This window comes from Vibrio sp. 2-Bac 85 (assembly GCF_037546705.1).
Lineage (GTDB): Bacteria > Pseudomonadota > Gammaproteobacteria > Enterobacterales > Psychromonadaceae > Psychromonas.
Window position 1 is genome coordinate 26,909 of sequence record NZ_JALAAB010000020.1, and the last position, 13,774, is coordinate 40,682.

15 protein-coding genes are annotated in these 13,774 nt (G+C 37.0%); 2 read left to right on the forward strand and 13 right to left on the reverse strand.

All coding sequences use genetic code 11. From position 1 onward, the window contains the following. Window positions 1–75 precede the first annotated feature (75 nt). Window positions 76–246, reverse strand: a complete 171-nt coding sequence (locus MT390_RS17130) for a XapX domain-containing protein (protein ID WP_166371972.1) — start codon at window positions 244–246, stop codon at window positions 76–78. 157 nt (window positions 247–403) lie between these two features. Here MT390_RS17130 and MT390_RS17135 point away from each other — a divergent pair, with 157 nt between their 5' ends. Then, window positions 404–1,774, forward strand: a complete 1,371-nt coding sequence (locus MT390_RS17135) for a hypothetical protein (protein ID WP_499442329.1) — start codon at window positions 404–406, stop codon at window positions 1,772–1,774. 154 nt (window positions 1,775–1,928) lie between these two features. Here MT390_RS17135 and cdd read toward each other — a convergent pair whose 3' ends face one another. The 7 genes from cdd to MT390_RS17170 form a co-directional block, all read right to left on the reverse strand. Beyond that, on the reverse strand, window positions 1,929–2,336 hold the full coding sequence (cdd, locus tag MT390_RS17140; RefSeq protein WP_028867070.1) for a cytidine deaminase: 408 nt from the start codon (window positions 2,334–2,336) through the stop codon (window positions 1,929–1,931). A gap of 381 nt (window positions 2,337–2,717) precedes the next feature. Then, the gene (gene udp, locus MT390_RS17145; RefSeq protein WP_166371970.1) at window positions 2,718–3,476 is read right to left on the reverse strand and encodes a uridine phosphorylase; all 759 of its coding nucleotides are present in this window, start codon (window positions 3,474–3,476) and stop codon (window positions 2,718–2,720) included. Between the two features lie 145 nt (window positions 3,477–3,621). Continuing rightward, window positions 3,622–5,631, reverse strand: coding sequence for a transketolase (tkt, locus tag MT390_RS17150; protein ID WP_499442332.1), 2,010 nt, complete (start codon window positions 5,629–5,631; stop codon window positions 3,622–3,624). A 247-nt stretch (window positions 5,632–5,878) separates the two neighbouring features. Further along, window positions 5,879–6,394, reverse strand: a complete 516-nt coding sequence (locus MT390_RS17155; protein ID WP_166370459.1) for a GNAT family N-acetyltransferase — start codon at window positions 6,392–6,394, stop codon at window positions 5,879–5,881. Window positions 6,395–6,529: 135 nt separating this feature from the next. Beyond that, on the reverse strand, window positions 6,530–6,979 hold the full coding sequence (locus MT390_RS17160; RefSeq protein WP_499442334.1) for a GyrI-like domain-containing protein: 450 nt from the start codon (window positions 6,977–6,979) through the stop codon (window positions 6,530–6,532). Between the two features lie 250 nt (window positions 6,980–7,229). Next, window positions 7,230–7,616: a carboxymuconolactone decarboxylase family protein gene (locus MT390_RS17165; protein WP_166370463.1), complete on the reverse strand. Its 387-nt coding sequence runs from the start codon at window positions 7,614–7,616 to the stop codon at window positions 7,230–7,232. A 354-nt stretch (window positions 7,617–7,970) separates the two neighbouring features. Then, complete coding sequence (locus MT390_RS17170; protein ID WP_166370465.1) at window positions 7,971–8,330, reverse strand: MerR family transcriptional regulator; 360 nt, start codon at window positions 8,328–8,330, stop codon at window positions 7,971–7,973. A 118-nt stretch (window positions 8,331–8,448) separates the two neighbouring features. Here MT390_RS17170 and MT390_RS17175 point away from each other — a divergent pair, with 118 nt between their 5' ends. Then, window positions 8,449–8,625, forward strand: coding sequence for a DUF6435 family protein (locus MT390_RS17175; protein WP_166370467.1), 177 nt, complete (start codon window positions 8,449–8,451; stop codon window positions 8,623–8,625). A gap of 199 nt (window positions 8,626–8,824) precedes the next feature. On the opposite strand, the gene MT390_RS17180 is transcribed toward MT390_RS17175, so the two are convergent. From MT390_RS17180 to MT390_RS17200, 5 genes are all read right to left on the reverse strand, one after another. Further along, a complete protein-coding gene (locus MT390_RS17180) occupies window positions 8,825–9,409 on the reverse strand; it encodes a YqaA family protein (protein WP_166370469.1) in 585 nt (194 codons plus the stop codon). 396 nt (window positions 9,410–9,805) lie between these two features. After that, the gene (locus MT390_RS17185) at window positions 9,806–9,997 is read right to left on the reverse strand and encodes a CsbD family protein (RefSeq protein WP_028870287.1); all 192 of its coding nucleotides are present in this window, start codon (window positions 9,995–9,997) and stop codon (window positions 9,806–9,808) included. Between the two features lie 380 nt (window positions 9,998–10,377). Beyond that, window positions 10,378–11,343, reverse strand: a complete 966-nt coding sequence (locus tag MT390_RS17190) for an endonuclease/exonuclease/phosphatase family protein (RefSeq protein WP_499442338.1) — start codon at window positions 11,341–11,343, stop codon at window positions 10,378–10,380. Between the two features lie 325 nt (window positions 11,344–11,668). After that, on the reverse strand, window positions 11,669–12,004 hold the full coding sequence (locus MT390_RS17195; RefSeq protein WP_166370473.1) for a rhodanese-like domain-containing protein: 336 nt from the start codon (window positions 12,002–12,004) through the stop codon (window positions 11,669–11,671). An 86-nt stretch (window positions 12,005–12,090) separates the two neighbouring features. Next, window positions 12,091–13,407, reverse strand: a complete 1,317-nt coding sequence (locus tag MT390_RS17200; RefSeq protein WP_499442340.1) for a CinA family nicotinamide mononucleotide deamidase-related protein — start codon at window positions 13,405–13,407, stop codon at window positions 12,091–12,093. Window positions 13,408–13,774 lie beyond the last annotated feature (367 nt).

The window sequence follows — 13,774 nt, forward strand, 5'->3', positions numbered from 1 at the left end:
CTTTCACTTGATTCTTTATTTGCAACTGAAACCTAGTTGAAAGCGTCTCACTTTTTATTTATATTAAGTATTTATTTACGACAATAATGGGATGATAAATTGTTGATAAACTATACCACCAAGATAAACACCAAAAATTCCGATAATGCCTGAAAGTACTGGTGGAGCTGGTAGCGGCAGTTTCAAAAAGGCAAATATCAACCCTACAACAACCCCCGCAAATAAAGCTAATAGTATTTCTTGCATCTCTGTTCCTCGTCATTCTTCAATGAGTAAATAGTAGGCATTCAAAGCACTTTAAAATGAGATCTTGATCTATAGATTTGATATTGACTGAAAAGCATTAACTAGCGTTAACAAAATATGTGGTTTATGCTAATGGTAGATTTAAGGGACCAATATTATGTTTAATATAAGAGAAGATTTTAATTGTTGTAAAACAGTTAGTTGCAGAAATTTCGGCATAAATAAAAGCGATGACTATATTTATAAAAGTAAACGCTTAGGGTATCTTGCAGTAGAATGTAAGGCCTGTGGTAGTCTCCCACCCTGGGTAAATAACCAAATAATCGAAAATATTTTAAAAGAAAAGCTTGCATTCCATTTTGCTAGGAAAATTAGCCACTGTACCCATTGTTATCAATATTTCTTTTTTAACGAAAAAAATGAAGCTCAGTTACACGGTTTCACTGCAGCGGGTACGCAACGTTTGAAATGTAAAAATTGCCAACGGGTGTATAGCGTAGGTAAACATAAGAATATTGATGCAATCACACAGGTATTGCAAACAGTAATAGATAAGCTAGATACAAGTGCTGCGATCAAACAAACCGGTTTATCGGCACGCCTTTATTACTTTTACCTCGAAAAATTATCATTATTGTTGACCAACTATAGCCGTTTAAAAGAGCAAGGAGTAGTACAGCGCGACTACATAGCACTGCAGACTGAAGGCAAGATTGTACATTTAGACCACAAGCGAGGTTTTTATGCATTGTTCACTGCGGAGGCAGATAGTGGCTATATTTTGTTACAAACCAGTAATGTCACACAACAAAAGCTAACCAAACAAGATACTTACCACAGCACTGAAAATACTGTCATTAAAGATGGGTATTCCAATAATGTTGAAAATGAAATTAATCAACGTTACCAGCAAACGATGCAGCGTAAACATTTCGAAAAATTATTGGTTGGAGAATTAAAGCCGATCAACCGCTGTAGTTTAATCAACCCAGCAAGGCTCTCATACGTGCATTTTTCGATGCTACGCGCCTTTATATACAAAACAGAGCATTACAGACATTATATCGAGTTAGAAAGTAGTATTCGTGCCGCGGCATTAATGTCAGCCTATCCAGAGATTAAAACTGAAAAAGCAGAAATCTATTATTATTTACCTTTTGCTAACAGCAAAGAAACATTAATTAATAAAAAAGTGGGATGGTGGGGAGATCGTTGGTCAAGTTTTGAATCAGGTGCATATAGCGCGATCACTAAAAATTTGCAAAGTAGCCCCCCTTTTGACTTAAAGGATACGGAATATTTGAATCGTTATTTTGCTTATTTAAAAGGAAGTTTGAATAAGGGGTTAAATAGTATTAATACCCTTGCAAACTTTTCAGAGATTCATCGCGTATTATTTAATTTTTGTGAAACTAATAAAGGAAAAAGTCCTGCGATGCAGTTTGCTTTAGCGGATAAACCCTATACGGCACAGGAACTACTAGAAGAAGCGATTGTGCTTAACGAAAATTTACCGCAAAAAGACTAAAAGGTGAAGAGATAACAAAAGAAATAAAGGCCAAGACATTGGCCTTTATTTCCTAAAGTGAACGTAACAATTATTGTTTATTACTGTACAGATTAAAGAGTTTAATAGCGTGCGATTAAAACTTAATACCGTGCAGGTTAAAGTCTAATAATGATTAAAGCTCTTCACCTAAGAAAGCAAAAGGTAATAATGCTGCAATCGTATTTTGTGTGTATTCACCTTCTGATTCATAGCTATAGACTAAACAATCGTTCATTGACTGCTCAGCAATCACCTGTCGACATGCGCCACATGGATGCGCCGTAACCAACAGTTTTTCCGCATTACGAGCGGCAATATGCACTTCTTGAATATCGCCTTTATTAATACCTTCAGCAACGGCTGTAAAAATGGCATTACGTTCAGCACAGATAGTCGTTGGATAAGCAGCAGATTCAACATTAACCCCCTTGAATTCGCGTCCATCTTTGCACACCACAATAGAAGCAACATTGAATCCTGAGTATGGCGCAGAGCTATTATCTAATAGCGTTTTTAATTCATTAAAATAGTTTTTTTTCATATGAAATTTCTCTCTTTTTCTACATTGGTGATGTATTTAATACAATTTTACAGCAGACAATAAGTTAACTCGATATTAGCAGTCATTAATCGTACAACAGCACCCGTGGCATAAACATAACGCTAAGGACTATCGACCTTTCAAACTCTAGAGTCAGATAATAAGTGTAATCAATGACGTATAAAACTTTCTTAGGTAATTGGGTCTGATTTCATTCAGCTTAAGCACATCAAGCAAATGAACCACCTAAAGCAAAGCTACTGGTGGTAAAAAATTACACAGCCTACATGAACAGGCAGAAGATATAAGCGACTCTTTGTTGTACTTAAAGAGTCACTTTAAACGATAGACTGAGTACAAAGATCACAGCCTACAGCATCGTTATTTTAATAATTTTTTCGCAGCAGCAACGACAATAGTAATCGCATGTGATTCCGTTTTTTTCATGGTTGCTTCGTCTGGGATCTCTTGTTGTGTACGGTTAACTATCACGCCTGCAACACAAGCAGCAGCCCAACCTTGAGAAGCACACATAGTAAATAAGGTAGATGACTCCATCTCGTAATTTAATACACCAAGGTCCTGCCACTCTTGCATTGAACCTTTAAACTGGCGAGTAACACGACCAGACACTGTATCGTAACGCTCTTGACCTGGGTAAAAAGTATCACTTGAAGCAGTGATACCCACATGTGGTTCAATATCAAGATCACGACATGCAGCGACCATTGCCGTTGTAGCATGAAAATCTGCAACCGCAGGGAATTCCATAGGAGCAAAATGTAAACTTGCACCATCCAGACGTACAGAAGCTTGAGTCACAATCACATCGCCTACATTTACATGTGGTTGAATCGCTCCAGTGGTACCGATACGTAAGAAAGTACGAACACCTAACTGTGCCAGCTCTTCCACAGCAATTGAAGTCGAAGGACCACCAATACCTGTTGAACAAACCACAACAGCTTTACCGTCGATGTATGCTAAGTAACTAGTGTATTCACGGTGGCTTGCTAAAAATGTTGCATTTTCCATTAATTCCGCAATACGAGCAACGCGCTCAGGATCACCAGGGACAATCGCTAAGGTTGCACCATCTAACATCGCTTTTGTTAAACCTAAATGAAATACTTCAGACATAATTTTTTTCCTTTTTTAAAAGGCAGTCACACTGCCTTTATTTGTTATAAGATTTTTATTATAAAAACTTAATATAAGAACTTGCTAGTCGTGTTTGATATAAAACTTCAATGTAACCACTTAATTTATAAGCTAAACACTGTATTTATAAGTTAATTGCTGTATTGACGACATTATCTACAGTGAAACCAAACATTTCAAATAATTGATCAGCAGGCGCTGACTCACCAAATGTGGTCATACCAATCACCGCACCGTTTAAGCCAACGTATTTGTACCAGTAATCAGCAATACCCGCTTCAATTGCTACACGTTTAGTTAAAGCTGCTGGTAATACAGACTCTTTGTATTCTGCAGATTGTAATTCAAACTGCTCAGTACAAGGAATTGATACAACACGTACCGCTTTACCTTGAGCTGTTAATTCTGCAGCACCTTGCATTGCTAACTCAACCTCAGAGCCTGTCGCAATTAAGATGATTTCAGCAGGTGTTTCAGAGTCAAGCAACACGTAACCACCTTTTGCCACATCAGCTAATTGCTGTGCATCACGCGCTTGTGGTTTCAGGTTTTGACGGCTAAAGATAAGTGATGACGGTGCATCAACAGATTCAATCGCAAATTTCCAAGCAACAGCAGATTCAACGCTGTCACATGGACGCCATGTGTTCATGTTCGGTGTTAAACGTAAACTTGCAATTTGCTCGACAGGTTGGTGAGTTGGACCATCTTCACCTAGACCAATTGAGTCATGCGTAAACACTTGAATAGAACGTTGCTTCATTATTGCAGACATACGTAATGCGTTACGTGCGTATTCCATAAACATTAAGAATGTTGCGCCGTAAGGGACAAAACCTTTATGTAATGCGATACCGTTGATAATGGCAGCCATTGCAAACTCACGTACGCCGTAATGTAAGTAGTTACCCGTAGCGTCATCAGCCGTAATCGCTTTTGTACCAGACCACATGGTTAAGTTAGATGGCGCTAAATCAGCAGAACCACCTAACAGCTCTGGTAACATTGCGCCAAATGCTTCGATACAGTTTTGTGAGGCTTTACGTGTTGCAATATTGCCTTGGTTAGCTTGTAAATCAACAATGTAAGCAGAAGATTTAGCTTCCCATTCAGCAGGCAATTCGTTATTAACACGACGTTTGTATTCAGCTGCTAGTTCAGGATAAGCCGCGGCGTAGACTGCGAATTTTTCATCCCAAGATTGCTCTGCTGCTTGACCTTGTGTTTTGTTATCCCAACCCGCGTAAATATCGGCAGGAATTTCAAATGGACCGTGGTTCCAACCTAATGCTTTACGCGTTGCAGCGATTTCATCGTGACCTAATGGTGCACCGTGACAATCATGTGTACCTTGTTTAGCAGGTGAGCCGAAGCCAATAATTGTTTTACAACAAATCATCGTTGGTTTAGTCGTTTCTGCTTTTGCAGAGATGATAGCCGCTTTAATTTCTTCAGGGTTATGCCCATCAACAGAAATAACTTGCCATCCGTAAGCTTCAAAACGTTTAGGTGTATCGTCAGTGAACCAACCTTCTACGTCACCATCGATTGAAATACCGTTGTCATCCCAGAATGCAATCAGTTTACCTAGGCCTAAGGTTCCCGCTAAAGAACAAGCTTCATGAGAAATACCTTCCATTAAACAACCATCACCTAGGAAAGTGTAAGTATGGTGGTCAACAATATCGTGGCCTTCTTTGTTAAAAGAAGCCGCTAAAGAGCGTTCAGCAATCGCCATACCAACGGCATTAGTAATACCTTGGCCTAATGGGCCTGTTGTTGTTTCGACACCTGGTGCGTAACCATATTCCGGATGACCCGGTGTTTTTGAATGTAATTGGCGGAAGCTTTTAAGATCTTCAATTGAAAGGTCGTAACCTGTTAAATGCAATAGAGAATAGATAAGCATTGAACCATGGCCGTTAGACAAAATAAAGCGGTCGCGATCAGCCCAGTTTGGGTTAGTCGGGTTATGCTTTAAAAAGTCAGTCCATAAGACCTGCGCAATATCAGCCATACCCATTGGTGCGCCTGGGTGACCTGAATTGGCTTTTTGGACAGCATCCATACTAAGGGCGCGTATTGCGTTAGCTAACTCTTGACGAGAAGGCTGAGAAGTAGAACTCGATGGCATAAATAACTCCTAAAAATTAAACTTAAATTTAAAAACTAAAATCAGTGTATTTTGTAAATAGGTAAGAAAGTGAGAACTAGATCGACAGAATGGGTAAAATATTTTCAACAGTGCTGCAATACACAAAATATGTGGTTAAATTGATATATTACACTCCACTAAAGTGGTGGGTTTATAAATTAGAGTCTTAATTAAGTGAATTAGTTAAGTGAATTAGTTAAGTGGATTAATTAAGTATCTTCATAAACTAACAGTCCGATGATTGAGCACGTAGGTAATTAACCACTTTTTCTTCAAAGGTAACCTCAGAATAAAATTCTTTTACCATCTTGGCAGGTGAAATAGGCGTGCGCTCCATTAAAGGAACGGCTCGTCCGGTGGCAGTAATATATGCATGTACATCTGTATGTCGAGCCAATAAAGGCTGAATAACATCTCGATACATCACCTCAGCTAATAGGCTCGCATAACCTTGTTTACGAAAGTCAGGCATAGTCACAAAGTGTATTACGCCTAAATCCTGATATAAGATGCCGTCGAATAAAGTTGTTTTATCCATGCAAGCTTCATAATTTTCTAACAGACTATAAGCCACCAGCTGTTCATCAACATACAACTTGAGTAATTCAGCTTGAGTACCATGACGCAATTGCTCATGCTCAGTTAACCATTGGAATAAGTACCACATTTTCATGTTAACTTGCCCTAAGTTGAGCATTTCTTGCGCACAATCTTTAGCATTACAATATTCAAAGCGTTGCATTTATTACCTATATTTATTTAATGAGCCTAATAGAGCTTCTGGCCAAAATAACCATTCACATTAGCATTAGCATTAGCATTAGCATTAGCATTAAAGAATACAATGCAGGCTGAGCAGTAACCACAATAGCGAGTGTTATTTTATCGCAATGTGTATTTCAATTTCATTATAGTTTGGATAAAACTCAAAATCAGTGGAATAAGTGCGCTGATGTTTAGCCTCTGGATTCCAAAAATAATTCCAAACCTCAGTCCACCCATCAATGGCAATTTGTGGCATTTCTCCTTTGTGTTTAAAGACAAGATACTTGCCAGCGGAGATTACTACTTTTTGTAAAGGTATAGATGCAGGTAAATTTTTACCATCAAAACCAGCTAATACACTAAATTGACCGCGAGCATCTGATTCATAATCAAAATATACTCCGTAAACTCTTTCTCCACTTTGATAATCAACATCAACAACCTTATCAAACTGTTGCCACAAAGCGCCTATTTTTCCTTTATCAGCGCTCATTTCAGTTTCATTATCAGTTCTGATACTTAAGCCATGCAGTATTTTTTCTGAAACATTACGTATCGTCATAACAAATCCAAGTAAAAAATCGGATAGTTTACCGAAGTATTCAACAGAAGCACTACTATGAGGCAATACTATGCAGCAGTGAATAGTTTTGCTCATGCTAAGTTGAGGTTAGTTATATCACAATCAAGAATAAGGATTAAAATTTATAAATATTATCCTGGTTATTTTCCAGAGGAGTTGATCTTTGAAGTGTATTTTTCTAGTGCATCAAAGGAAAACTGTGATGCACAAGTATCTATATTTCCTAATATTAACTATTGATAATGGCACGCTCAATAAAGACTTCTTTTGCTATCTGCATCGCATTGAGTGCAGCAGGAAAACCTGCATAAACAGCCATTTGTATAATTACTTCTGTCACTTCCTGTGGTTTACATCCTACATTCAGCGCACCATTAATATGTACATTTAATTGCGGTAAGCAACTCCCCATTGCAGTTAATGCAGCCACCGTTGCTAATTCTCTGCTCTTAAGATCAAGCCCTGCTCTAGGGTAGATATCACCAAAAGCAAACTCAATAGTATACTTGGCTAAGTCGGGAGAAATAGTTGCTAAACTATCAATCACTTTTTGCCCTGCCTCTCCATCAATTTCTTGTAATTTGATAAGGCCATCTTGATAACGTTTATTATTCATTTTCTTTCCTTATGTATTTATTAATAAGCCAACTTTCAATAACAATCGGATTTCGTTAACCACTCTACAACTTAGAGCCAACTCTAAGTCAAGTGTTTAAAAGATGAAAAATTTGAGAAGATTAGCCAATGGGCAAAACGTAGATTTATTAATATAAGTTTATGAAAATTTTGAATTGTCGACAGTGACTTTATAAGAAATTTAATATCAAAGAATTAAGCTGTAACACTTTTATTTTAATGACTTTTAATTTTAATGCCTTGTTATTTAATGATTTAAGGAAGGTATATTAAGGAAAGGTAATTGAAATAATAGCGAGTACAAATTGTTTATAAATTATATTGATGCCTATATTCATTGCACTTTAATAACGTCGCTATAATAGGTGATTTTTTGTTGCAGCTTCTTAAGGTTTAACTGCTGCTCAGTAATATTTTCCTCAAGTTTAAGGGCGTGATCCTGTAACATCTTCATTCTTTGCTCTGATGTCGAAATGCCCTGCTCTCTTAATTCTGCATACTTCAAGATTCCTTCCAGTGGCATCCCCGTATCTTTTAATCGCTTTATAAAGGCGACCCAAACTATATCTTGCTCTGTAAACCAACGGTGGCCACTGCTATTACGAGAAATGTTTTTTAATAACCCCATTTTTTCATAATATCTAACGGTATAAGCAGTGAGCTTGGTTGCCTCTGAAAATTTTTTAATATTCATGCATTTTTCCTAATCTTGAATTCAAGTAATAAGTCCTAATAATTAAAATATACACTAACAAAGTAAACCAAATGAGTGATCAAAACGTATAACTCGAAACAACCTCAAGGAGTAAATCATGTTTTCAATATTTAAAAAAGATCCAATTAAAAAACTCAACCAACAACTGTCTGCAAAATTAGAGGAAGCAATGAACGCACAGCGTAACGGCGATATAAGAACTTACTCGCAATTAAGCTTTGAAGCACAAGAAATTGAAAAGCAGTTAATCGTCTTAGAAAATGCAAACAAGTAGAAGATTATTGATAGCCTTATAAATTTATCTTTGTATTTAAGAGCTCATTTGGTTGCATGTGATAGAGCCTTTGACAGTCCCTATTAACTTAGATTGAGATGGTGTTGTTTATTAGGGTATCGATCATTAGGGTATCAAATATTATACTAGCGATTGTTTTAGAGCTGTGGCGATTGACAATGATCTAATACTAAATGGCTTATAAGACAGCACTTAATGCCCACCCTCCTAGTATTAGAATAGTTAGACTAATCATCGCTTTCTTTTTGTGTTTATTGATAATGCGTTCAGCATGGTTTCCTGCATAATATACAACTAACGCCAAACCAAAGTAACGAATAGAACGTGCAATTGCAGAAGCAATTAAAAATAAAGTAAGTGAGTACTTAGTTGCACCAGCAGCAAGCATTGCGATTTGGAATGGAATCGGAATAATGCCTAGTGTAATAACAAACCAAAATCCTTGATTTTCCATGCTTTGTCTGACATTTTCAAACTGTGTTGGGTTTGAAAATGTTTCAATGATCCAATCGCCAACCACATCAAATAAATAATACCCAAGTGCATAACCAAATAAAGCGCCCACAATACAACCTAAGGTTGCCATTAAGGCAATAAGCCAAAGCTTTTCGCGACGTGCCTGCATTAACGGTACTAATACCGCTTCCAATGGGATGGGAACAATGGTTGATTCCAAAAATGATGCAATCGTAATACCACTCAACATATGCTTTGAATCAATAAACTTACGTGTTTTTTGTTTTATCTTTTTTTGGATTGGCATAATGTATCTCTTTAGTAGCTAGGATCTTGGTTAGCTACCGTTTCAGTTACCTGATGGTTAAATCAGCTGATGACTAAGTTAACTGATTATGTATGTTATTTAGTAGTTATTTAAATATCAAGTAGCAGTTATTTAGTATCAGAGTTGCAGATATGAATATTATTCATCATCAATAAAATAATTTTGAATACACCCTTTTAAAATAACGTTAATGGCTTCATTTTTAGCATATAAGTATGAAGGCGTATTGATATGGAGGACTGATTAATGGGGCAGCAATCAGGGGCTCCCCCTAGAACTTAGACAACATTTTACTACTACAAACCTACTTAGCACTTAACTTATGCATCGATGTATGTACAGCTTGAGTACGGTCGTTGCCCTATGTAAAACGACTTAGTAGTATGATTTTTCAAACTCTTTTTTGGCTTCATCTTCAGCCATTCCATACTTCTCTTGCATTTTTCCTTGAAACTTTTCTAGGTTACCATCAATTTCTTGTAAATCATCATCAGTTAATTTACCCCAATTCGCTTTAAGTGTACCTGAAACTTGTTTCCACTTACCTTCGATAATATCGTTGTTCATTAAGTAACTCCTTGCTTTATTATAAGGTTTATTAAACTTGGTTTAATAAAAGAGCCATTAAAAAGATTATTTAAAAATAACATCGTCATTAGAATCCTTGATGCTACAAACTTTTCATCGAACTCAATTAACTATAACCAAGTTCCATGTAACTATAACCAAGTTCCATGTAACTATAACCAAGTTCCATGCCAACACATAAACCATTGATTATTAAATAATAAAATAAAAGGTAAGTGATAAGCATGTGACTTCTTTGTAATAATTACAGCCCTGCTTGTCAATATTTCATGGGGCACAATGAAAACAGATGCTCAATAAGTTACATTATTGAATAATGCCTTACGCCATAACAGTTGAATCTAGCAACGCTATAGTGATTATTTATTAACGTAAACTAACTCACTGAGTAAAGGGAAGTGATCTGAGTCGATAGATGGCATTCTTTGTATTGAACCCAACTCAAAATGTTCACTATGGAAAATATGATCTAGAGGCCAACGCAAAATAGGATAACTGGCATGAAACGTATTAAACATGCCCCTGCCCATCCTTGGATCCTTAAGTCCACTAATACGCCTAAAAGCACGCGTAGTTGGCGACCAAGCAACATCATTTAAATCGCCGGTCACTATAATAGGCTCCGTTTGTCCTGCAACTTGCTTTGCAATTACCAATAACTCCCGATCTCTTGGCGTTGAGGTTGTGTTCTCTGTTGGACTTGGCGGCGCAGGATGTAGAAAATGACATTTAACTTTAATATTATTTTTTAACACTAAATAACAGTGTATTGAAGGGATCCCTTCCTCGATAAGCTCTAATAATTGTACATCCTCTAATACAAACTTACTGTAAAGGTGCATACCGTATAAATTATCTAATGGGCAATTAACTCGATGTGGATATTCGCTATGGATGGGGTGTAATGCATCTTCCCACCATTGATCTGTTTCCAAGGTCACCACCACATCAGGCTGGTATGACTGAATTAACTTAATTAACTTTTCAGCAGAATGATTGGGCATCAGTACATTGCTGGTCATTATTTTAATTGATTGTTGATATGGTGCGGTCGCCTTTTTCACTTGTATTGGATATAGCCTTGTGTAAGGAAAAATCCAAGCGATTTGATACAAAGATAATAAGCCGTTAATACTAACAAGCACAATTGCCATGCTAGGAGAAGCAAGGAAGACGCTAGCAATGGTAAGACTCACAGTAAGTACGGCAATTTGTACGCGCGGAAACTCCCACACTCTCGATAACCAATGATTACTCGGTAATAAAGGCACTAGTGTCACGCACAACATGATGCAAGTGAATAGGGTAATAATAATTTCAAACATCTTCAATTCCTTGGCTAACTATCTTTTAAATAACTATTTTCTAAATAGTCATTTTTTAAATAAGCACTTTTTAATAACTATGTTGCTCTAAATAGCTATGTATTTCTAAATAATTGGTTCTAATTATGTCTTAATATGCCTTAATTAAAACGCAGTGAGAACTACGTTATGCCCTATGACGTGTGCATTAATTAATGACAGGGTAATGAAGAGATAATCTTGTAAGAATAAGATCATCTAGGAAGTTCATAAAGTAATAATCGATACTTTGTATTTCATGATCCATTGTGTGCGATAATTTTTTGCTAGCGTAACCATTAATACTTTACTGAGAAAGTCCTCTTTGTTTTCGCGCCTCCTCAATACTGCCAGCATTGTGTAAATTTTTATATCCTTCTAGCTTTAGCGCTGAAATGGCAATATCAGATCTCCCCCCAGTTTTATCATAAAAATAGAAAACTGTTTCTCTATCGGGAAACAGTTTAACCACTTCTCTAACAATATTAGAATGCGAAATACGTAAGTCTCCTGCAATATTGTCACGTTGATTTTCCACTAAGGTACGAACATCAATCCACACCGGTTCATCAGCATAAGACAATGAACTAAATAGCATAGCCAAGGTAAATGAAGCGATACTAATAAGCCTTTTAATTTTCATTAAATAACTCCTTTTGAGCTAACCATAGTTTTTAGTTGACCATAGTTTTGAGTTAACCACAGTTTGAGTTAAGCATAGTCTTCAGGTTAATTTAATAGATCTCGCAAATTGTAAACCGCTGAGTCAGTGCGTTTAATATAACTGTAATCCGCAATCGGTGATAACTCTAAAATAGCTCTGCGTAACATATCAAAGGCAATGGCGACGGTTAAATCACGAATGTAATCTCGACTTCTCGTCGCGGTTATATTGATCATCTGGCAATAGATTTTTTGTTGGGCTTTAACCGCAATCACCACCGTACCAACTGGGTGTTGATCTGAGCCGCCACTAGGGCCTGCAATGCCGGTAGTCGCGATCGCAAAATCTGGCGTTGTAATATTGGGGTTAGCACAAGCTACACCAGCGGCCATCTGTGCTGCACAAATTAATGAAACTTCAGATTGCTCAGCAATATCTATTGCTTGTACATTAAGTAAGCCTATTTTTGCTTCATTACAATAACTAACAACACCTTGTTTAAGGTAATGAGAGCTACCAGAAAAAGCAACTAATTGACTGCAAATCTCGCCGCCAGTTAATGACTCAGCAATGGCCAAAGTACTATCTCTTTCACTAAGCAGATGATGTACTTCTGCCGCTAAAGTGTCCTTATTTCTCGCAACAATACCATCACCTAATAAACTAACCGCTTGTGATATTGCTAGCGATTGCTGTTCTTGAGTCACATCACGTGCGATTAACTTTAACTCTAAATAAGGCATGTAAGAACGGTAACCAAGCGTGATACCAGCTGGCCAAGTAAGTTGTTCTAAACGTTCAGCCATCTCTGATTCACCAATACCAATACTTAACAATTTAGTGACTTCAACTTTACTCTGTTTTGTTGCCTGAGATTTAACAAAGGGAATAAATTGCTCTAACACCATTTTTTTGTATTCATGGGGAACTCCAGGTGTAAAAAAGAACCAAGCTTGATTTAATTTAACTCTAAAGCCACAGGCACTACCCACTGGATTATCAACAACTAATGCACCTTTGGGTAACAAAGCTTGCTTTAAATTACTAGCAGTTAGGGCGATATTTCGTCCTTTTGCCCACTGAGTTAAAGTAGCACGCCATTCGGCACTCTCTTCTAACTCAACGCCCATTGCTTTGGCCATCGCTAACGAAGATAGGTCATCTGCGGTAGGCCCGAGTCCACCATTAACTAAAATGATATCTGCACGATGACTTCGCTCTTCAAATACTTCGATTAAATCAGCTAATCTATCACCAACCGTGGTACGACGATGCATCTCAAAGCCATTATCCATCAATTGATTACCTAACCAGGCAGCATTAGTATCGACAATCTGTCCTGCTAATACTTCTTCACCAGTGCATATCATTTCTAGCTTCATAAACTCTCTTTATTAGTTGTTTGATTGCTTACATAAAACAATGCTAGCGTACTCATCTATACTGACTAAAAGATGGTACGCCCATTAGGATTGGTAATAACGCCTTGATTGTTGGTTTACTTTAACATGTTCAAATAAAAAATATCCCATCTGTATTTGATTAATCAGATGCACTCCGACAAGGCATTAAGGCTCTAGGTAAATCTGTACCTGTTATCATTCACAGTTAAATAATTAATACTGAATTCAACGGTTAAGTGCAAATAATATGCAGCTTTCAATTCACTTATCAAAAACGTAGACTACCCTATAAGTACAATTTAAGAATAGGTTTAATTTCTCGGTCAACACAACGATCTACATTCAA

Excerpts from the sequence above, each read along its gene's own strand:
- MT390_RS17130 (WP_166371972.1), bottom strand. The coding sequence starts at position 246 with ATGCAAGAAATACTATTAGCTTTATTTGCGGGGGTTGTTGTAGGGTTG.
- MT390_RS17135 (WP_499442329.1), top strand. The coding sequence starts at position 404 with ATGTTTAATATAAGAGAAGATTTTAATTGTTGTAAAACAGTTAGTTGC.
- cdd (WP_028867070.1), bottom strand. The coding sequence starts at position 2,336 with ATGAAAAAAAACTATTTTAATGAATTAAAAACGCTATTAGATAATAGC.
- udp (WP_166371970.1), bottom strand. The coding sequence starts at position 3,476 with ATGTCTGAAGTATTTCATTTAGGTTTAACAAAAGCGATGTTAGATGGT.
- tkt (WP_499442332.1), bottom strand. The coding sequence starts at position 5,631 with ATGCCATCGAGTTCTACTTCTCAGCCTTCTCGTCAAGAGTTAGCTAAC.
- MT390_RS17155 (WP_166370459.1), bottom strand. The coding sequence starts at position 6,394 with ATGCAACGCTTTGAATATTGTAATGCTAAAGATTGTGCGCAAGAAATG.
- MT390_RS17160 (WP_499442334.1), bottom strand. The coding sequence starts at position 6,979 with ATGACGATACGTAATGTTTCAGAAAAAATACTGCATGGCTTAAGTATC.
- MT390_RS17165 (WP_166370463.1), bottom strand. The coding sequence starts at position 7,616 with ATGAATAATAAACGTTATCAAGATGGCCTTATCAAATTACAAGAAATT.
- MT390_RS17170 (WP_166370465.1), bottom strand. The coding sequence starts at position 8,330 with ATGAATATTAAAAAATTTTCAGAGGCAACCAAGCTCACTGCTTATACC.
- MT390_RS17175 (WP_166370467.1), top strand. The coding sequence starts at position 8,449 with ATGTTTTCAATATTTAAAAAAGATCCAATTAAAAAACTCAACCAACAA.
- MT390_RS17180 (WP_166370469.1), bottom strand. The coding sequence starts at position 9,409 with ATGCCAATCCAAAAAAAGATAAAACAAAAAACACGTAAGTTTATTGAT.
- MT390_RS17185 (WP_028870287.1), bottom strand. The coding sequence starts at position 9,997 with ATGAACAACGATATTATCGAAGGTAAGTGGAAACAAGTTTCAGGTACA.
- MT390_RS17190 (WP_499442338.1), bottom strand. The coding sequence starts at position 11,343 with ATGTTTGAAATTATTATTACCCTATTCACTTGCATCATGTTGTGCGTG.
- MT390_RS17195 (WP_166370473.1), bottom strand. The coding sequence starts at position 12,004 with ATGAAAATTAAAAGGCTTATTAGTATCGCTTCATTTACCTTGGCTATG.
- MT390_RS17200 (WP_499442340.1), bottom strand. The coding sequence starts at position 13,407 with ATGAAGCTAGAAATGATATGCACTGGTGAAGAAGTATTAGCAGGACAG.